Annotated in this window: 19 protein-coding genes; 6 read left to right on the top strand and 13 right to left on the bottom strand. The window is 51.3% G+C overall.

Going from position 1 to position 19,072, the window contains the following annotated elements:
* Positions 1-9: 9 nt before the first annotated feature.
* The 13 genes from pgmB to pspA all read right to left on the bottom strand — a co-directional run bounded on the left by pgmB (position 10) and on the right by pspA (position 12,442).
* Positions 10-687 carry a beta-phosphoglucomutase gene (gene pgmB, locus DY231_RS11560; RefSeq protein ID WP_115628485.1) on the bottom strand — a complete coding sequence of 226 codons (678 nt, stop codon included), beginning with the start codon at positions 685-687 and terminating at the stop codon, positions 10-12.
* A complete protein-coding gene (locus tag DY231_RS11555; RefSeq protein WP_115628484.1) occupies positions 684-2,966 on the bottom strand; it encodes a glycoside hydrolase family 65 protein in 2,283 nt (760 codons plus the stop codon). The genes pgmB and DY231_RS11555 overlap by 4 nt, the downstream gene beginning before the upstream one ends.
* Entirely contained in the window at positions 2,963-4,003 is a 1,041-nt protein-coding gene (ycjS, locus tag DY231_RS11550; protein WP_115628483.1) for a D-glucoside 3-dehydrogenase, read from the bottom strand. The genes DY231_RS11555 and ycjS overlap by 4 nt, the downstream gene beginning before the upstream one ends.
* Positions 4,004-4,016: 13 nt before the next feature.
* Positions 4,017-4,805 carry a 3-dehydro-D-guloside 4-epimerase gene (gene ycjR / locus DY231_RS11545; protein ID WP_115628482.1) on the bottom strand — a complete coding sequence of 263 codons (789 nt, stop codon included), beginning with the start codon at positions 4,803-4,805 and terminating at the stop codon, positions 4,017-4,019.
* 18 nt (positions 4,806-4,823) lie between these two features.
* Positions 4,824-5,873, bottom strand: a complete 1,050-nt coding sequence (ycjQ, locus tag DY231_RS11540) for a D-guloside 3-dehydrogenase (protein ID WP_115628481.1) — start codon at positions 5,871-5,873, stop codon at positions 4,824-4,826.
* A 32-nt stretch (positions 5,874-5,905) separates the two neighbouring features.
* Positions 5,906-6,751, bottom strand: coding sequence for a carbohydrate ABC transporter permease (locus DY231_RS11535; RefSeq protein WP_115628480.1), 846 nt, complete (start codon positions 6,749-6,751; stop codon positions 5,906-5,908).
* Positions 6,748-7,620 carry a carbohydrate ABC transporter permease gene (locus DY231_RS11530; RefSeq protein ID WP_115628479.1) on the bottom strand — a complete coding sequence of 291 codons (873 nt, stop codon included), beginning with the start codon at positions 7,618-7,620 and terminating at the stop codon, positions 6,748-6,750. The genes DY231_RS11535 and DY231_RS11530 overlap by 4 nt, the downstream gene beginning before the upstream one ends.
* Positions 7,621-7,638: 18 nt before the next feature.
* Positions 7,639-8,931 carry an ABC transporter substrate-binding protein gene (locus tag DY231_RS11525; protein ID WP_115628478.1) on the bottom strand — a complete coding sequence of 431 codons (1,293 nt, stop codon included), beginning with the start codon at positions 8,929-8,931 and terminating at the stop codon, positions 7,639-7,641.
* Positions 8,932-8,946: 15 nt separating this feature from the next.
* Positions 8,947-10,647: a sugar phosphorylase gene (locus DY231_RS11520; RefSeq protein ID WP_256682662.1), complete on the bottom strand. Its 1,701-nt coding sequence runs from the start codon at positions 10,645-10,647 to the stop codon at positions 8,947-8,949.
* Positions 10,648-10,822: 175 nt separating this feature from the next.
* Entirely contained in the window at positions 10,823-11,053 is a 231-nt protein-coding gene (gene pspD / locus DY231_RS11515; protein WP_115628476.1) for a phage shock protein PspD, read from the bottom strand.
* Between the two features lie 70 nt (positions 11,054-11,123).
* On the bottom strand, positions 11,124-11,483 hold the full coding sequence (gene pspC, locus DY231_RS11510; protein ID WP_115628475.1) for an envelope stress response membrane protein PspC: 360 nt from the start codon (positions 11,481-11,483) through the stop codon (positions 11,124-11,126).
* Complete coding sequence (gene pspB / locus DY231_RS11505) at positions 11,483-11,710, bottom strand: envelope stress response membrane protein PspB (protein ID WP_034495605.1); 228 nt, start codon at positions 11,708-11,710, stop codon at positions 11,483-11,485. The genes pspC and pspB overlap by 1 nt, the downstream gene beginning before the upstream one ends.
* 60 nt (positions 11,711-11,770) lie before the next feature.
* Positions 11,771-12,442 carry a phage shock protein PspA gene (gene pspA, locus DY231_RS11500; protein WP_115628474.1) on the bottom strand — a complete coding sequence of 224 codons (672 nt, stop codon included), beginning with the start codon at positions 12,440-12,442 and terminating at the stop codon, positions 11,771-11,773.
* A gap of 158 nt (positions 12,443-12,600) precedes the next feature.
* Here pspA and pspF point away from each other — a divergent pair, with 158 nt between their 5' ends.
* The 6 genes from pspF (at position 12,601) to sapF (ending at position 19,054) form a co-directional block, all read left to right on the top strand.
* Entirely contained in the window at positions 12,601-13,599 is a 999-nt protein-coding gene (pspF, locus tag DY231_RS11495; RefSeq protein ID WP_115628473.1) for a phage shock protein operon transcriptional activator, read from the top strand.
* A gap of 177 nt (positions 13,600-13,776) precedes the next feature.
* A complete protein-coding gene (sapA, locus tag DY231_RS11490) occupies positions 13,777-15,417 on the top strand; it encodes an ABC transporter substrate-binding protein SapA (RefSeq protein WP_115628472.1) in 1,641 nt (546 codons plus the stop codon).
* The gene (gene sapB, locus DY231_RS11485; RefSeq protein WP_115628471.1) at positions 15,414-16,379 is read left to right on the top strand and encodes a putrescine export ABC transporter permease SapB; all 966 of its coding nucleotides are present in this window, start codon (positions 15,414-15,416) and stop codon (positions 16,377-16,379) included. The genes sapA and sapB overlap by 4 nt, the downstream gene beginning before the upstream one ends.
* The gene (sapC, locus tag DY231_RS11480) at positions 16,366-17,256 is read left to right on the top strand and encodes a putrescine export ABC transporter permease SapC (protein WP_115628470.1); all 891 of its coding nucleotides are present in this window, start codon (positions 16,366-16,368) and stop codon (positions 17,254-17,256) included. Before sapB ends, sapC begins: the two co-directional genes overlap by 14 nt.
* The gene (gene sapD / locus DY231_RS11475; protein WP_115628469.1) at positions 17,256-18,248 is read left to right on the top strand and encodes a putrescine export ABC transporter ATP-binding protein SapD; all 993 of its coding nucleotides are present in this window, start codon (positions 17,256-17,258) and stop codon (positions 18,246-18,248) included. The genes sapC and sapD overlap by 1 nt, the downstream gene beginning before the upstream one ends.
* Positions 18,248-19,054 carry a putrescine export ABC transporter ATP-binding protein SapF gene (sapF, locus tag DY231_RS11470; protein WP_115628468.1) on the top strand — a complete coding sequence of 269 codons (807 nt, stop codon included), beginning with the start codon at positions 18,248-18,250 and terminating at the stop codon, positions 19,052-19,054. The genes sapD and sapF overlap by 1 nt, the downstream gene beginning before the upstream one ends.
* Positions 19,055-19,072: the final 18 nt, after the last annotated feature.

Below are 19,072 nucleotides of genomic sequence, written 5' to 3'. Positions count from 1 at the left end.
TTCCTTTTCTCACACAGCGTTCACGCTATGTTGGGTTAGCCAGAATGTTTGCAGAAGCGGCCAGTTCAGTTGCGCGGTATCTGGCAGCAATAAATCAGCGTTTAAGAGCTGCGCACCAATTCCTACTGAAAGCATGCCGCTTGCGTTAATCGCTTCGATTCCTGCCTGAGCATCCTCGATTCCGATGCAGTTAGCGGGTGCAACACCCAGCCCCGCACAGGCGGCGATGAAAATTTCGGGATCGGGTTTTGAGCGCTGAATTCGGCTGGCATCGGCACAGAAATCAAATTGCTCGACTAAACCGAGCGCCTCAAGAATGCGTGGAGCATTTAGCGAAACCGACGCCAGACCAACGCGCACATGCTGCCGATGAAGTTCTTCGAGCAATGCCGCAATGCCAGGCAACACCGACTTCGGATTCAATTGCTGAAGGGAGGTGACGTAGAACGCATTTTTGCGCTCCGCCAGGCGATGTTTATCCTGCGCGCTGTAGCGATGTTCTGCCCCACCGCAACGCAAGATTCTCTCCAGAGAACCCATGCGACTGATGCCTTTAAGCTGCTCGTTTATCTGCTCGTCAATCGCAATACCTATCTCATGAGCGATACGTTGCCAGGCGAGGAAATGCAGATGGGCGGTGTCCGTCACCACGCCATCTAAATCAAAGATAACCGCCTGAGGTTTCATTGTTCCGCCCCTTTCGTGGTACCGCTCCCATTCACAGGTGCAAAAAACTCAGCCAGTAAAAACGTTTGTGTACCAACAAATGAGACGTGCTTTCCACCTAACCAAAGGGTTAGCGGTGTATTTTGCGCGCCAGAAATTGTGACGTGCTGGTGAGTTAACATCAGATGAATTTGTGTTCCTTGCCAGAAAAACGGCAGCGCGACAGATTGCCACTGCGCGGGCATTCGTGGGTTTAGGTGAAGTTCGCCCTGTTCGACGGTTAACCCAACAAACCCTTGCACCGCGCCCAGCCAGATTGCGCCCGTTGCGGCCGCATGAATGCCGTCGTCACAGCTGTGCGGATCGTCGCCGAGGTCAATAAGGCCTGCCTGCTGCCAAAATTCGTAAGCTTGATTGACTCGGTGACAACGTGCGGCAATCACACCATGAATAGCTTTGCTCAGTGACGAGTCGTGAATCGTCCGTGGTTCGTAGTACCCAAGATTCGCCTCCAGTTGTTCAGCCGTAAAACGCCACGGCAACATGTAAGTGAGCATCACCACATCAGCCTGTTTGAGGATTTGCATCTCGTTAACTTCAGCGCGTGAATAATCGAGCAAAATCGCCTGCGTTCCCTGCTGCTGTTTGTAACGCGTGAGATCGATAGTCGGTTTACTGAAGAAGGTGTCGTCTTGCTCAATCAGGTTCTGCTCATTGGCAGGTGGTAGCCAAAGGCGTACCAGAAAATCATCCGCGGCACTGGCAAATGCAGCGTCCTGAATGCCGAATTGCTGCACATAGTGCCTTGCCCGCTCGACGTTGTGGAATGCCAGATAATTGGTGTACGCGTTGTTATCAACATGCTCGGTGTATTCATCCGGGCCGATAACATCGTGCAGTTCCAGCCTTCCATTCACGTTCACCGCCCGGCTTATCCAGAATCGTGCGGTTTCCAGAAGCAGCGTCACTCCGCGTTCGCGCATGAAAACTTCGTCGGCAGTTACCTGATAATACGCATCAACAGCCCAGGCAATATCAGCGACAAGATGGTGTTCCGCCAGCGCCGAAGCAACCTTCTGGCGCAAACCCGTGCGGATATTGATTGCAGCAAACTCAGGTGTTTCCTCTTCACCCGTCCACGCGCTCTCCCACGGGAATAGCGCGCCTCGCCAGCCGTTTTCCCGTGCTTTTTTCTGCCCACCACGCAAGTTATGCCAACGGTAACTCAGTAACTGGCGGGCAATATGTGGCTGAGTCATTAAATGAAATGGCAGCAGGAAAACTTCGGTATCCCAGAAAACATGGCCTTTATAGCCCTCGCCCGTCAGCCCTTTGGCGGCAATGCTACAGCGCTCGTTGTGAACGGGCGTCATGGCGAAAAGATGGTACAACGCGAAATCCAGCGCGATTTGATCTTCTTCATTCATGCTCTCGAGCTTCACGCGACTACGCTGCCAGTAGCCATCCCAGACCTGAGCTGACTGCGCAAGAAGCTGTTCGTACCCGCATTCAACGCATTGCATCAGGTTTTGCAGTGCGTGTTCCGCGCAGGTTTCAGCGCGATAGTTTTTATCAAGCGAGCTGGCAATCCAGCTAGTTTTCACCAGGCTGAAAGCCTCACCCTGGGCGACCAGGCCGCTACAGTGCTGTGTCAGACGGCGGTTTTTCGCATAAAAACTGCTGTGACTTTCAGATGGTAGCGCGCAATAACTGCTGATAATCACTTCGTTGCTGCCATCGAGCGTGCGATAGCAGCCTTGCAAGTAACGCTGCTCGAAGACGCGAACGCTGGTTTCATCCAGGTGTTGGCGGCCAGAGTTGGTTTGCGTGGCATCGATTCCGGTGCTGATTGTGACTGTAGCTTCGCTATCCAGCGGTGTAATGGCGATGCGTGAACAAACCAGCGAGTGCTGCGCGGCAGATAAAAACCGCTGGCATTCGATTCGATAACGCTTGCCGTTTGGGGCCAGCCACAGCACGTTGCGGCGCAGCTCTCCGGTGGCAAAATCCAGCTCGCGCTGGTATTCCATGACTTGGCCTGCCAACAGCGTGAAGATTTCACCATCCAGTTCGATGCGCATCTGCAGGATGTCTGGCAAGTTCACCAGTTCCGTCGTTTCAAGTGGCGAGCTGCGATGGTAAAAGCCCGCCAGATACATGCCGCGAGTCTGATCGGTATACGCTTCTTCATGACAGGCGCGTAGGCCAAGATAGCCGTTACCCGCCGTCATTAAAGTGGCAAATTTATTCAGCGTATGGGGGCTAAATTGCGGCTCCTGAAGCCTTGTGAGAGTGCTCATAAATCTATGCTCTCTCCTGATTCTGCTGCGCGATAAATGGCCGCGACCAGTTGCTGAATAAGATACCCTTGTTCTGCATCCGCGATGCTGACCGGTGCGCCAAGCACATGATCAACAAAGGCACGCATACTTTTGAAGTGGCGTTCAGTGTCTGCACTTTCACGTTGTGACAACGTCACTAACTTACCCGCTTCATCCTGATAGATATGTGCCGGGAACAGCGTTGCACCTGCATTCACGCCGCAGAACTCAACGTTCATCACCGACACCGGTTCTATATTCAGTGCGAACGAGGTTTCCAGTCGCAAGATACCCCCGTTGCGGAACTCAATAGTGGCAAACAGCGCGTCTTCAACGGTGTAGGTTTTCGGGTCCCACTCACCAAATTGCCCGCTATGTTTGAGCGTGCCGAGTTTCTGGAATGAATGAGCATAAACGCGCTTCACCGCCGGGAATCCCAGCACGTACATGGCCGCATCAAGCATATGAATGCCGATATCAATTAACGGCCCGCCGCCCTGCAACTCTTTGTTGGTAAACGCGCCCCAGCCGGGCACACCACAACGGCGCAACGCTTTTGCGGTGGTGACATAAATTTCACCCAGCGTACCGGCGACCACTTGTTCTCGTAAAAACTGCGTGTCGCTGGCAAAACGGTGGTGGAAATCGTAAGCCAGCACTTTCCCGGTTTTACGCGCGGCGTCGCGCATTTCAGCGGCCTCTTCCGGCGTCATCGCTGGCGGTTTTTCACACATCACATGGCAGCCGTTTTCCAGCGCCTGCATAACATGCTGATGGTGAAAACGGTTCGGTGTACACACACTGATGATATCCGGCTGGCACTGGCGATACATTTCATCCGCATCTGCGAATGCATGTGCAACCCCCAGGCGATTTGCCAGGGACTGCGCTCGCTCGATATTGCTGTCGACGACAGCCACCAGTTCCAGTTCGCTTCGGGTCAGGTAATACGACGCATGTACGGTTTCTGCGACCTGGCCGCCACCGATAATCGCCACCCTGAGTTTTCGACTCATCTCACGTTGCCTCTTAACAGGTACGCAAAAATTGCAGCGATTGCTGATATGCCGCTGCCGGATTTTCCGCACGAATGCGGCCTTCGTAGACGATGTATCCGTCATAGCCATCGGCGCGAAGCTGCTCGAAGTGTTTATGGAAATCGATGCTGCCGCTTCCCGGCTGGTAGCGGTGATTGTCGGCAATATGCACATGGCCCAACAAATCGCGGTTTGTATGGAACGCCAGGCTGATATCGTCTTCTTCAATATTCATGTGATAGAAGTCGCCGATGATTTGCGTATGTTTGAGTTGGTTTTCTTCGATATAAGAGCGCGCATCCGCCAGGGTATTGATCATATGATCCTGATAACGGTTGAGCGGTTCGAGGTACACCTTTGTGCCGGTACGCGCGGCAACTTCATCCAGATAACGCAGAGAATCACTCACGGCTTTACGGTCACCCGCCTGACTGCGCGGTGAGTTCATCGGCGGCAAACGATAGGTAAACATGCCCCACGCCGCAGGAACCACAATCCCCTTGCCGCCAACTTCTGCCAACGCTTCCAGAATGCGGGCGATCTGTTGCAGCCCGTTAAGGCGGCGTTCTTCAATAAAATCACCAACCCAGCCATCGTAGCCGCCACAAGCCGTGGTCACGGGTAGACCGGTTTCAGCAATTGCGGCTTTGACCGCCTGAACGTTTTCCACCAATAGCTTGCCGTCGATTTCAAAGCCGTCGAAGCCCATGGCTTTAATATATTTAAACTTTTCCAGAATATCTGTCGGGAAAAACGCCTGATTTTGAGTACCGATTTTCATGATTTAAGTCCTTTTAAATTAAAATAAAACGCCCATTTTGATGCTCAGGTCAGGGTGTTGATCGACGTACTTCATGTAGCTTTCCGCGCTGTCGTGGAAGGTGACGACCGGGTCAATCAGGTCTTCGCAATTGAGATAGCCGTTCATCAGCAGTTCCCAGCAGGTTTCTTCGATACGTTTGCGATCCCAACGTGGGTAGTCCGGATTTGGCTCGCTGCTGCCGCGTGAAAAGACGATTTTTGCGTTGTTGAAGTGTGCTTCGCGGCCGAGATTGAAGTCATGGAAAGGTTTGGCGAAAGCGACGTAAGAGATGGTGCCGCCGTAGGCGATGCCGCGCAGAGCACCTTGCAGCGCCTGGTCATTACCGCTGGTTTCGATAATCACATCCGCGCCCAGTTTGTTGGTGATTTTCTTGATTTCAAGTCCGACGTCGGTACCTATCGGGTTGAGGCAAAAATCTGCGCCGTGGCGTGTGGCGATTTCGCAGCGATGCGCAATAGGATCGACACCAATGACAATTGAGGCACCCGCTTTCTTCGCCAACTGGACAGCAATCTGACCAATGGCGCCGAGGCCCACCACCACGACAAAATCCCCTACGCGAACATTACCGTCACGCACGCCGCTCATGGCGAACTGTGCAGGGTCGTAGCAGACGGCATTTTTCCAGCTCGAACCCGCGGGCATTTTGCGCAATTTATAGTTGTTTACGGCATTCGCAATGACCGTTTCCTGCAATGGGCCATAAGTACAAACCTGGTCGCCGATTTGGTAGTCGGTAACATCAGAACCACGTTCTATCACCTCACCTACCACCATATTACCGAGCTGAAATTTACCAAACTCGATGCCGCGAGCCGCCCCTTCAGCACGTGGGACAAACAGGTTCCACTCACTGTTGAACTCCTCATCAATGAACGGGCTGGCACCGCGAAAATCCACGACTTCGGTACCGTGTTTTGGTGCGCCAAACGCGACTTTAATTTTGACTTCATGCGCCTGTACCGGGCGATCTTCATACTCAACTAACTGGGCTACGCGCGGTGCGCTTGCGATTAACTTCTTCATTGCTCAACTCCGATATTTAAATTATTGGGTGTTTAACCTTTTACGCCGCCTGCAGTCAGGCCGCTTTTGATAAACCGTTCCGATAACGCATACATCACCACCACCGGTAATGCGGTCACTAATGAGGCGGCCATCATTCTTCCCCACACATAATCAGGCGTACTGAACAGCGTGCTCAGGCCCACTGGCAATGTGAAGTTTTCAGAACTGGAGAGGAAAATAGAGGCAAACAGATAGTCGTTCCACGCCACCATAAAGCAGTAGACAAACACCGAAACCAGGCCGGATATCGCCAACGGCACCGTGATGTAAAAGATGATTTGCAGGCGGTTTAAGCCGTCCATCATTGCCGCTTCTTCGATTTCGTCAGGAATGGTGTCGAAGTAACTTTTCAACATAAACACGGCAGTTGGCAGCGTTTGCGTCACCATGGTGATGATCAACGCCAGTTCGGTGTCATAAATTCCCAGGGCGGTAATGATTTTGAATAGCGGCACCACCAGCAAAATTCCCGAAAACATATACACCGCATAGAAACTGGCATTGATGGTCATGCGCCCTTTAAAGCGCAGTTTAGAAAGTGCATACGCGCCAAGAATGCCAATCAGCACCGCAATGGCGGAGGACGTTAACGACACCACCAGACTGTTTTTGAAATAGGTCAAAAACGGGAAAATGAGCGGATTAAAAATGTCGATGTAATGTTGCAGTGTCCACGCCTGCGGGAAGATAGTTGGATGCAGCGAAATCGCATCCTGCGAGCTTTTGAACGACGTCATCAACATGACAAAGAACGGGAACAGTGTGACCAGCAGGAACAGAGCCAGCCCGATGTAAAAGCCCACACGCCCGAGCAGTTTGCGGTTATTAGCAGTCATTTAAGATTTACCCGTTTTCTGGTCAGCAAGATGACGGCGAATATGATGACGAACAGCACCACGGAAATTGCAGCCGCCTTACCTAAGTCATTAAAGGCAAAGGCTGTTTTGTAGAGATAGACACCCAGAATGTTGACTTTGGTGGTTAACAACCAGACATCGGCGAACATATAGAACATCCAGATGGTGCGCAGCGTGACCACGGTTGCCAGCACCGGCATAATCGCGGGCAGCGTAACAATTTTGAATTTCTGCCAGCCGTTAGCACCGTCCATTTCTGCTGCTTCATATAGCGATTTGTCGATGGTCTGCAAAATGGCAAGAAAAGAGATAAAGGCATACGGGAAGTAGCGCCAGATGGCGAACAGCACCACCAGGAAAAAGCTGCTACCGGGGTTATCGAACCACAGAGGCGCTTCGTTAAACAGGTGAAGCATGTCCACACCGAGGTAGTTCACAATGCCGTAGCCGCTGTTGAACATGTATTTCCAGGCGAACACCAACGAAATAGACGGTGTGACGTAGGAAAGAATCACCAGCGAACGCGCCGTTTTGCGCAGACGAAATTCACGGTTGAAAAACAGCGCCACGCCAAGTCCCAGACCGGTGCTGCCGAGCACCACCAGTGCGGTGTACCAGAACGTGGTCCATAACGATTGCCAGAAAGCGGAATCCGTCAGGATATTGATGTAGTTTTCTACTCCGATAAACCGGGCATTAATGTTCGGATTCAACGGTAAACGCAGAAAACTTATTTCGATGTTCGACAGCATCGGCCAGGCAACCAGACCACCCAGCAACAGCAAGCTGGGTGCGAGGAGCATCATGGCGAATGGCATGTCAGAGCGGCCAGAAAACCACTTCTTCATAATGACTTATCCTGTGGATCAGTGTTGTTTCATTAATTCAACGATGCGCTGCTGGCTTTTATCCAACGCTTGCGCCGTGGCCTGCTTGCCCACCGTCACCTGGTTCACCATCTCACTTAAAATGGCCGAACCGGTGATATCCCCCATACGGGTAAAGTTCTTCTCACCCACTGAACCAAAGACCTGCACGTTAGAGAACTGCGCAATCAGTTCATACGGGAGTGAGCCAAAGGCTTTGATCACGTCGTTATTTTTGTAGCTATCGGTTTCGACCACCGCTTTGGTGACAGGCAGCGCCGCTCCCGGTGACATCAATACCCAATCGGCAGAGTTCTGCGCTTTTTCCATGAAGGAGACGAATTTCTCGGCCGCTTCCGTCTCTTCTTTGCTTTGGCCAGAGGTGATGGTCAGAGAAGTGAGCATGCCGTACACCGCCGGGGATTTTTCCGTTGGCACGACAAAGCCCAAATCCTGCGGCGAACCATCTTTATAGAAAGCAGGCAGGATGTAGGTGGAATAGACGGCCATAGGTGCGGTGCCATTCATAAAGGCATCTTTAATTTCCATGACATCGTTGGAACCCGGCATGGTGTAGTGCGCCAGATCCCGGTAGTAATTGAGTGAAGCGAGCATTTCCGGGGAGTTAACCGTGACTTTCCCCGCAGCATCAAAGACGTTCGCCCCGTTGGAGAGTGCAAACTGCGAGAAGGTTTGTTCGGTCATCACGCTTTCAGCGGTAGGCAGCGCAATGCCATATTTTTTATTCGCCGTGTTGGTCATGCTGCGTGCGGCATTAAGCAATTCGGTCCAGTTTTTTGGCTCCGCGATTCCCGCTTTCGCCAGGGCTGATTTGCGATACCAGACGCCACCTAACCATGCGCTAATTGGCACACCAGTAAACGCCGTGGCATCTTCGGTGCGCACTACGCGCAGCACACCGTCATAGAAACTGTTTTCCCCGACACCTGCGATGACCATTTTCACCGCGTCCCTGTCAATAAGCTGTTCTTTATCCATGACTTTGGCGTAATCATGGCTCACTTCAATCACTTCTGGTAACGCCCCGGAGCGCGCAAGCGTAATGACCTTGGTGTTGTAAGCGTCCTCTTCAACCGGAACTTGCTTGACGATGATTTGTGGATTTTCCTGGCTGAAACGCTCGATTAATTTGCTGATAACGGCCTGGCGTTCCTGCTCAACCGACGAATGCATAAATTCTATCGTGACCTGTTGAGGATCATCTTGTTTACATCCTGAGAGCAAAGCAGCGGCTATTAGTGCTGATAACAGCACCGTTTTAGAGGTTTTCATGGTTATTCCCTTATATTAATAACTAAGCCATAACACCTGATAAGGTTGCATGTTGTAAGATTGCTTTCCGTTAATTTTTTGCCCGGTGATTAAGTCTTCAAAATTATTGTCCGGCAGCATAAAGGGCTGCGGCGCATGGCTTAAATTAAATAACGCCAGGACGTTATCACCTTTATTCGAATGCCGTTTAATCACAAGCAAGTTGTCATTAATACATTGCGTATTAAAAGAGCTACCAGGGTGAAACGCCGCCTGTTTTTTGCGAACATTAATCAGGTGCGATAATTTTTTATAGACCTGTTCACGCAATTCGTTTTCACCTGATAATTGGCTTTCAATTTCATGCAGGTCATATTTCTGGCGATTTATAGCCCGGTTGTAGCCCAGGCGTTCAACACCTGCATAATCGTTACGTGAACCAAGAATACTTTGAATGTATATTGCCGGGACACCGGGGAATGCCAGTAAAATAGCGTGTGCCAGGATAAATCTTGCCAGACGATCTTTGTCACTGCTATCTCGTCGATTTAACGCATCCATATAAGTCACATTAACTTCATACGGGCTACGTGTACCGTCCGGGTTATTCTTCCAGTTAACTAATGCGCCTTGCTCCTGCAATTCGTTGACCAGGTGCAGAATATCTTCTTCAGGCAGAATTCCGCGTAACGGATTGAGGCCGATACCGTCGTGAGAAGCAAGGAAGTTAAACCAGGTGGTATTGTTGTTTTCAGCGGTTTCTAAAGACGCAGCCCATTGACTTAACACCCTCGCAGAACCGCTGTGTATAGCATGCAAAACCAACGGCGGCAGCGGGAATTGATACACCATATGCGCTTCGTCGTGGCCGTTACCGAGGTAGGAAATATTGTCCTTATGCGGAACGTTGGTTTCGGTAATCAGCACGGTGCCTGGTGCGACTTCATCAACAATAGCGCGGAAAAGTTTAACGAGTTGATGTGTTTTTTCCAGGTGAATACAACGGGTACCGGGCGTTTTCCACATATATCCCACCGCATCGAGGCGAATATAATCTGCCCCTGCATGTAGGTAGTGCAGCAAGACATCAACCATTGCCAGCAGTACTTGCGGATTAGCAAAGTTAAGGTCGATTTGGTCGTCACTGAAGGTGGTCCAGATATGTTGTTTTGTGCCATCTGCCAGAATAAAGGGTGACAAGAGTGGTAATGCGCGAGGGCGTGTTACGGCTGACAAGTCAGATTCTGGATCAACCGATATAAAGAAATTATCAAGTTCGGGATTCCCTTCCAGATATTGTTGGAACCAAGTGCTTTTCGCTGATATATGATTGCATACAAAATCAAACATGAGTTTTGTTGATTTATTTAATTTTGCAATATCGTCCCAACTGCCGCAGACAGGGTCAACCTGATGATAATCAATCACCGAAAAACCATCATCTGATGACCATGGGTAAAATGGCAAGAGATGTATATGTGAAAAACTCTTACTCAACCATTGATTATAAAAGTCGCCCAATGTTTTTAAGGTTTTATCATTCAGATGATGAAATTGATCGGCATAGGTAATGAGCACCACATCACTTTCGTCCCAACCTTGCTTGCGGGTTTTCATACTGACATGCTTGCCCTGCTCTACCCGCGAAATAAAAGTATCTGTAACTGATTTATTTAACGTGTTGTCATAAATTGATGACAGCAATTCTTTAATTTTCTGCATTTTTAGTTTTCTCATGGGAGCGGTACCACGAGAAGCGAGACTACTCCCGGTTTATTTTTCTGTCAACGCAGTGGGAAGTGAAGATTAATATTTGTGAGGTAACGCAAATTAAAATGAAACGGCGGAGAATGGAAAGAGAGAGATGGGAATGTTCCGCTCAAAAACGAGCGGAACAGGCAGGTATGGAGAGTTACTTCACTGATGGGCTGCTGTAACGCGCTGAAACTTTGCGCAAAACTTTTGCCATCATGGGTTCAAGAATCAGTGCCAGCAGCATTTTCAGCGGACGACGCGCTACCGATTTAACTGCCCAACCCGCGACGCCTGCAGGGCCATAACGCAGCGCCGTCAGCAACACTAATTTGCCAACGATTTTCAGGCCTGGCTTCGCTTTGTTCGCAGCCGTCTGGAATTTGGACATGTTATCTCCGGGAGAAAGTAGGTCGGATAAGCGCAGCGTCATCCGACAAAATTTGTTTACAGTCAAGCCGTTAAAGCTGGCGGAAGCGACTACGCAATGTGAAGGTATCAGAGGTGATGTAGCGCTCCATGGAGCGTAAACGCTGTTCACCGGCTGCTAATTCGGCATCCACTTCGTCCAGCAAATCACGGCTGGTCGGTTGTGGTGTTCCCTGCTCCGCACCTGCAGGCATGGGATCAAGGATAAAAGTCAGTGCGATGTAGGCGACCATAACAAAGAAAAACAGGCCAAAAATCATCGCTAAAACAGTAATCAGACGAACCAGTTTTACCGGCACATCAAGGTAGTGCGCGATACCCGCACACACACCTTTCACCATACCTTTTTCTGGAATGCGCCATAATTTACGACCGGAAATTGAATTCACCATTATTTGTCTCTCCAGTTCGGATGTTCTGCATCAAGAATCTGCTCCAGCGACTGAATGCGTTCACGCATACGGCGTGCCTCATCAGTCAATTGTGCCAAACGCTGTTGTTCGCCCTGGGACAACTGCCCGCCATTTGCAGCGCGGTTGTTGTAGTGCAACCACAGCCAGATCGGGGCGACGAACAACACAAAAATCGTTAATGGAATGGCAAGAAAAAGCGCGCTCATGTGTACTCCTTTTACAAGTCAGGCAACGGCAGCATGATACCCATGCCGCCGTGTAATTAATTACCCACGATCCTGGTTGTTCATTTTAGCTTTCAGTGCAGCCAGTTGTTCGCTGATTTCATCATCTGCTTTCAGTTCAGCAAACTCTGTATCGAGGCTTTTTTGCTTGCCAAAGCCGTGGCTTTCCGCTTCTGATTCCATCTGGTCGATGCGACGTTCAAACGATTCAAAACGCGCCATCGCTTCGTCGATTTTGCCGCTATCAAGCTGGCGACGAACATCACGTGAAGAGGAAGCAGCCTGGTGACGCAGGGTCAGTGCCTGCTGGCGCGCGCGGGTTTCGCTGAGTTTATTCTCAAGCTCACCAATTTCTTTTTTCATGCGCGCCAGGGTTTCATCGACATGCGCCATTTCATCTTCCAGGGTGGCAATCATGTCAGTCATTTTTTGTTTTTCGATCAGTGCCGCACGCGCAAGATCTTCTTTATCTTTACGCAGCGCCAGTTCGGCTTTGTCCTGCCATTCGGCTTGCTGTGCGGTCGCTTGCTCTACACGGCGGGAAAGCTGTTTCTTTTCTGCCAGCGCACGAGCCGAGGTGGAACGCACTTCAACCAGAGTGTCTTCCATTTCCTGAATCATCAGGCGCACCAACTTCTGTGGATCTTCTGCTTTCTCAAGCAGTGAGTTGATGTTGGCATTCACGATGTCGGCAAAACGAGAAAAAATACCCATAATTCAATCCTCTTTAGTCATTATTTCAGGTGCCCGGCACCTTGCTCGACAAGAATATTGCAAGGGGTGTGCCAACTTTTTATCACGTTGATTTTAAACAAAATGATTAAATTTGACTCATTATGCATAACGTTTATAGTGGTGATATTCACTAACTATTGGTTAATTTAATCATGGCAGATAGTAAAGATAACCTGATTGGCGAAGCGAACAGCTTTCTTGAAGTGCTGGAACAAGTCTCGCGGCTGGCACCGCTTGAGAAACCGGTGTTAGTGATTGGCGAGCGCGGTACCGGCAAGGAGTTGATTGCTAACCGTTTGCATTTTCTTTCACGCCGTTGGCAAGGGCCGTTTATCTCCCTGAACTGTGCCGCACTTAACGATAATCTGCTTGATTCAGAACTTTTCGGACACGAAGCCGGGGCGTTTACCGGGGCGCAAAAACGCCATCCAGGCCGCTTTGAGCGGGCTGACGGCGGAACGCTTTTCCTTGATGAACTCGCCACCGCGCCGATGATGGTGCAGGAGAAGCTGCTGCGTGTGGTGGAATATGGCGAACTTGAGCGTGTGGGCGGCAGTCAGCCTTTGCAGGTTAATGTGCGCCTGGTTTGCGCGACCAACGCCGACCTGCCCCAACTGGCTGAAGAAGGCAAATTCCGTGCTGACCTCCTCGACCGCCTGGCGTTTGATGTCGTTAAACTGCCGCCGCTACGCGAGCGCCAGCCGGATATCATGTTGATGGCGGAGCATTTTGCGATCACCATGTGCCGCGAACTAGGCCTTCCCTTCTTCCCGGGCTTTACCGAAGAAGCGCAAGCGACGCTTCTGGATTATGCCTGGCCGGGAAATATCCGTGAGTTAAAAAACGTGGTGGAACGTTCGGTTTATCGCCATGGTTCCAGCGACGAGCCGGTGGATGAAGTCATTCTCGACCCGTTTGCACGAAAACCTGTGCCATTAAAGCAACAACACGGTGAATTACCCCTGAGCCTGCCGATGGACCTTCGCGCCTGGCAAAACGAACAAGAAAAAATCCTGGTAGAACAAAGCCTGAAACAGGCGAAATACAACCAGCGTAAAGCGGCTGAATTACTGGGGCTGACGTACCATCAATTGCGCGCATTGCTTAAAAAACATCAGATAGTTCAGGCCGAATAATCGCCCTTTGCGTTAATTTCAGAGTTGGGTAAATGCGGTAAACGCCGTAAAAAACAGCATTCCCCTGCTTTTTTTACCGGCATTGTTGATAAAAAAAGCAAAATAGCCTGACATATTTTGGGAAGCCCTCCAGAGTGCGATACACTTTGGCTATCACCCGAGAAAACTCAAAAACTTATGCGCGGAATTGTATCCTCCCTGTTACTGGCGGTTAGCTGCCTGAGTGGCGCGGCATTTGCTGCCCCACCTGTTGAAAAGCCAGCAGATATCCGTAGCAGCGGATTTGTTTATTGTGTCAGCGGTCAGGTCAATACCTTTAATCCGCAAATGGCCAGCGGCGGCTTGATTGTGGACACCCTCGCCGCACAGTTATATGACCGCTTACTGGATGTCGATCCCTACACCTATCGCCTGGTGCCTGAACTGGCTGAAAGCTGGGAAGTGCTGGATAACGGGGCCACTTACCGCTTCCATTTACGCCCTAATGTGCAGTTCCAGACCACTCCGTGGTTTACACCGACGCGTGCACTAAATGCCGACGATGTGGTGTTCAGCTTCCAACGTGTTTTCGACCGCAAACACCCGTGGCATAACGTTAACGGCGGAAATTATCCCTATTTCGATAGTCTCCAGTTCCCGGACTCCGTGAAAAGTGTGCGTAAACTGGACAATAACACGGTCGAATTTCGTCTCGAAAAACCAGACGCTTCATTCCTGTGGCACATGGCAACGCACTATGCGTCCGTCATGTCAGCGGAATATGCCGCGCAGTTAACTAAAGCCGATCGCCAGGAGTTGATGGATCGTCAGCCCGTGGGCACCGGACCATTCCAGATTAGCGAGTATCGTGCAGGGCAGTATATTCGCCTGGCTCGCCACCCGAAATTCTGGCGCGGCGTGCCATTAATGCCGCAGGTCGTTCTGGACCTGGGTTCAGGCGGTACGGGCAGACTGTCTAAATTGCTGACGGGCGAATGCGATGTGTTGGCCTATCCTGCGGCCAGTCAGTTAACGATTTTGCGTGATGACCCGCGTTTACGGCTGACTTTGCGTCCAGGGATGAACATCGCGTATCTGGCGTTTAACACCAATAAAGCTCCGCTAAATAACCCGGCAGTGCGCCATGCGCTGGCGCTGGCGATCAATAACCAACGCCTGATGCAGTCGATTTATTACGGGACGGCCGAAACAGCCGCTTCTATCTTGCCTCGCGCTTCCTGGGCGTATGACAGTGATTCTAAAATTACCGAATACAATCCAGAAAAAGCCCGCCAGCAACTCAAAGCTCTGGGTCTGAATAACCTGGAATTACGCCTCTGGGTGCCGACCAGCTCTCAGGCCTGGAACCCAAGCCCGCTAAAAACGGCGGAGTTGATTCAGGCAGATATGGCGCAGATTGGCGTAAAGGTAATTATTGTGCCGGTCGAAGGCCGCTTCCAGGAAGCGCGTTTGATGGACATGAACCACGATTTAACACTTGCCGGTTGGGCGACAGACAGTAACGACCCGGACAGTTTCTTCCGCCCGATGCTGAGTTGCGCCGCCATTCGCTCTCAGACCAACTATGCTCGCTGGTGCGACCCTAAGTTTGATGAAGTGCTACAGAAAGCGCTGGCCTCTCAGCAACTGGCGTCGCGCATCGAGGCTTATCGTGAAGCTCAGGATATTCTGGCAGAGCAATTGCCGGTGCTGCCACTGGCGTCATCGCTGCGTTTGCAAGCCTACCGCTACGACATTATAGGGCTGGTGCTGAGTCCGTTTGGCAACGCATCGTTTGCGGGGGTTTCCCGTGAGAATGTTGAGGTGAAAAAACCATGATTATTTACACCTTGCGCCGCCTGCTATTGCTGCTGGTTACGCTGTTTTTTCTGACCTTTATTGGCTTTAGCCTCAACTATTTTACACCGCATGCCCCATTGCAGGGGGCATCGCTGTGGAACGCCTGGGTGTTTTGGTTTGAAAGTATCCTGCACTGGGATTTCGGCGTGTCCAGCATTAACGGCCAGTCGATAAACGAACAGTTACGCATGGTCTTCCCGGCCACTATGGAACTTTGCCTACTGGCGTTTGGGCTGGCATTACTGGTGGGTATTCCGGTTGGAATGTTGGCCGGAATCATGCGCAACAAATGGCAGGATAAACTTATCAGCGCGCTCGCCCTGTTAGGCTTCTCGATTCCGGTGTTTTGGTTCGCGCTCCTGCTGACGATGTTCTTCTCGTTAACGTTAGGTTGGCTGCCGGTTTCCGGGCGTTTTGATTTGCTCTATGAAGTGAAGTCGGAGACAGGTTTTGCCCTGGTGGATGCCTGGCTGTCTGACTCGCCTTACCGCGACGAGATGATCATCAGCGCCATTCGCCACATGATCTTGCCCGTGGTCGCGCTGGCTGTCGCACCGACCACCGAAGTGGTGCGTTTGATGCGACTGAGCACCATTGAAGTGTTTGACCAAAACTATATAAAAGCAGCGGCAACGCGGGGTTTGTCACGCCTGACTATTTTGCATCGTCATGTTTTGCATAACGCCCTGCCGCCGGTCATTCCACGCCTCGGCCTGCAATTTTCAACCATGCTGACGCTGGCGATGATCACCGAAGTGGTGTTCAGTTGGCCGGGCCTGGGTCGCTGGCTTATCAATGCTATTCGCCAACAGGATTATACGGCCATTTCTGCAGGCGTAATGGTCATCGGTTCGTTGGTGATTATTGTGAACGTTATCTCCGATATTTTGGGTGCTATGGCAAACCCACTGACACATAAGGAATGGTATGCCTTACGATAGCGTCTATCGCGAGAAGCGACCGCCGAGCACGCTACGCCTGACTTGGCGCAAGTTTTACGGCGACACCACGGCAATGATTGGCCTGTACGGTTGCGGGGCTTTGGTGCTGTTGTGCGTATTTGGCAGCGTGTTTGCGCCGTATGGTATTGACCAGCAATTCCTCGGCTATCAATTGTTACCGCCTTCGTGGTCACGCTATGGCGATGTGTCGTTCTTCCTCGGCACCGATGACCTGGGGCGCGATGTTTTAAGCCGTTTATTAAATGGCGCCGCTCCCACCGTTGGTGGCGCGTTTGTGGTGACACTGGCTGCGGCCGTGTTCGGGATTATTCTCGGCGTTTTTGCTGGCTCAACGCATGGCTTACGTTCTGCGGTGTTGAACCATATTCTCGACACGCTGCTGTCGATTCCTTCCCTGTTGCTGGCGATTATCGTGGTCGCATTTGTTGGTCCGCACCTGGTTCACGCAATGTTTGCGGTGTGGCTGGCACTTTTGCCCCGCATGGTGCGCTCGGTTTACAGCGCGGTGCACGACGAACTGGAAAAGGATTATGTGGTTGCCGCCCGTCTGGATGGCGCATCGACGTTAAATATTCTTTGGTTTGCCGTGATGCCCAATACCGCCGCAATTCTGGTGACTGAAATTACCCGCGCGCTGTCGATGGCTATTCTTGATATTGCCGCCTTAGGTTTCCTGGATTTAGGCGCACAGCTCCCATCCCCGGAATGGGGTTCAATGTTGGGTGACGCGCTGGAGCTGATTTATGTGGCTCCGTGGACGGTAATGCTGCCAGGAGTGGCTATCATGATCAGTGTGCTGCTGGTCAACCTGCTGGGCGATGGTTTACGCCGCGCAATCAATGCGGGGGTGCAATAATGCCATTACTTGATATTCGAAATCTGACCATCGAATTTATGACATCCGAAGGTTGGGTTAAAGCGGTAGACCGCGTCAGTATGACCCTGAACGAAGGGGAAATCCGCGGTTTAGTGGGCGAGTCTGGTTCAGGAAAAAGCCTGATTGCCAAAGCCATTTGCGGTGTCACCAAAGATAACTGGCGCGTCACCGCCGACCGTATGCGGTTTGACGACATCGACCTGCTACGCTTGAGTGGCCGCGAACGTCGGCGCCTGGTCGGCCATAACGTTTCGATGATTTTCCAGGAGCCGCAATCGTGTCTGGATCCTTCAGAGCGAGTGGGCCGCCAGCTGACGCAAAATATTCCCGGCTGGACGTATAAAGGCCGCTGGTGGAAACGGTTTGGCTGGCGTAAACGCCGGGCGATAGAGCTGCTTCACCGTGTCGGGATTAAAGATCACAAAGATGCGATGCGCAGTTATCCGTATGAGCTGACCGACGGCGAATGCCAGAAGGTGATGATTGCCATTGCGCTGGCGAATCAGCCACGTCTGTTGATTGCCGATGAGCCGACAAACGCCATGGAACCGACGACTCAGCTGCAAATTTTCAAATTGCTGACCCGTCTGAACCAGTACAACAACACTACGATTTTACTGATCAGCCACGACTTGCAGATGTTGAGCCAGTGGGCCGACAAAATTAACGTGATGTACTGCGGGCAAACGGTGGAAAGTGCCACAAGCGAAGATCTGATTGCCACGCCGCACCATCCGTACACCCAGGCGCTGATCCGCGCCATCCCGGACTTTGGTAGCCCAATGCCACACAAAAGCCGCCTGAATACCATGACGGGTGCGATCCCTTTACTGGAGCATTTGCCGATGGGTTGCCGACTCGGGCCACGCTGCCCTTATGCACAACGTGAATGCATCGAAACGCCACGTCTGATGGGGGCGAAAAACCATCTTTACGCCTGCCACTTCCCGCTGAATATGGAGAGTCAGTAATGGTCGAAACGCTGCTCGAAGTCCGGAATTTAAGTAAAACGTTTCGTTACCGTACGGGGCTGTTCCATCGTCAGCATGTTGACGCCGTCAAACCACTGAGTTTTACCCTGCGCGAGAAGCAAACGCTGGCGATTATCGGTGAGAACGGCTCAGGCAAATCCACGCTGGCGAAAATGCTCGCCGGGATGATTGAGCCCACGACCGGCGAAATGGTGATCGACGACCATTTACTGCATTACGGCGACTATACCTATCGTAGCCAGCATATTCGCATGATTTTCCAGGACCCAAGCACATCGCTTAACCCACGCCAGCGTATTTCGCAGATCCTGGATTTCCCGCTGCGACTGAATACTGACCTGGAGCCGGAAGCGCGACATAAGCAGATTATCGAGACGCTACGCATGGTCGGTTTGCTGCCTGATCATGCCAGTTATTACCCGCACATGCTCGCCCCCGGGCAAAAACAGCGTCTGGGTCTGGCGCGTGCGTTAATTCTGCGCCCAAAAGTGATTATTGCCGATGAAGCGCTGGCATCTCTCGATATGTCCATGCGTTCGCAACTGATCAACCTGATGCTTGAACTCCAGGAAAAACAGGGCATTGCCTATATATACGTGACTCAGCATATCGGCATGATGAAACACATCAGCGACCAGGTGATGGTGATGCACCAGGGTGAAGTCGTTGAGCGTGGCAGCACGGCGGATGTTCTCGCCTCGCCGCTGCATGATTTGACCAAACGCCTGATCACCAGCCATTTTGGTGAAGCACTGACCGCAGATGCATGGCGCAAAGATCGTTGAAAATGTATATATATTATA

This window comes from Buttiauxella agrestis (assembly GCF_900446255.1).
In the GTDB taxonomy this organism is placed as follows: Bacteria; Pseudomonadota; Gammaproteobacteria; order Enterobacterales; family Enterobacteriaceae; genus Buttiauxella; species Buttiauxella agrestis.
Note: the sequence above shows the minus strand (reverse complement) of the source record. Positions and strands in the feature narration are given on the sequence as shown.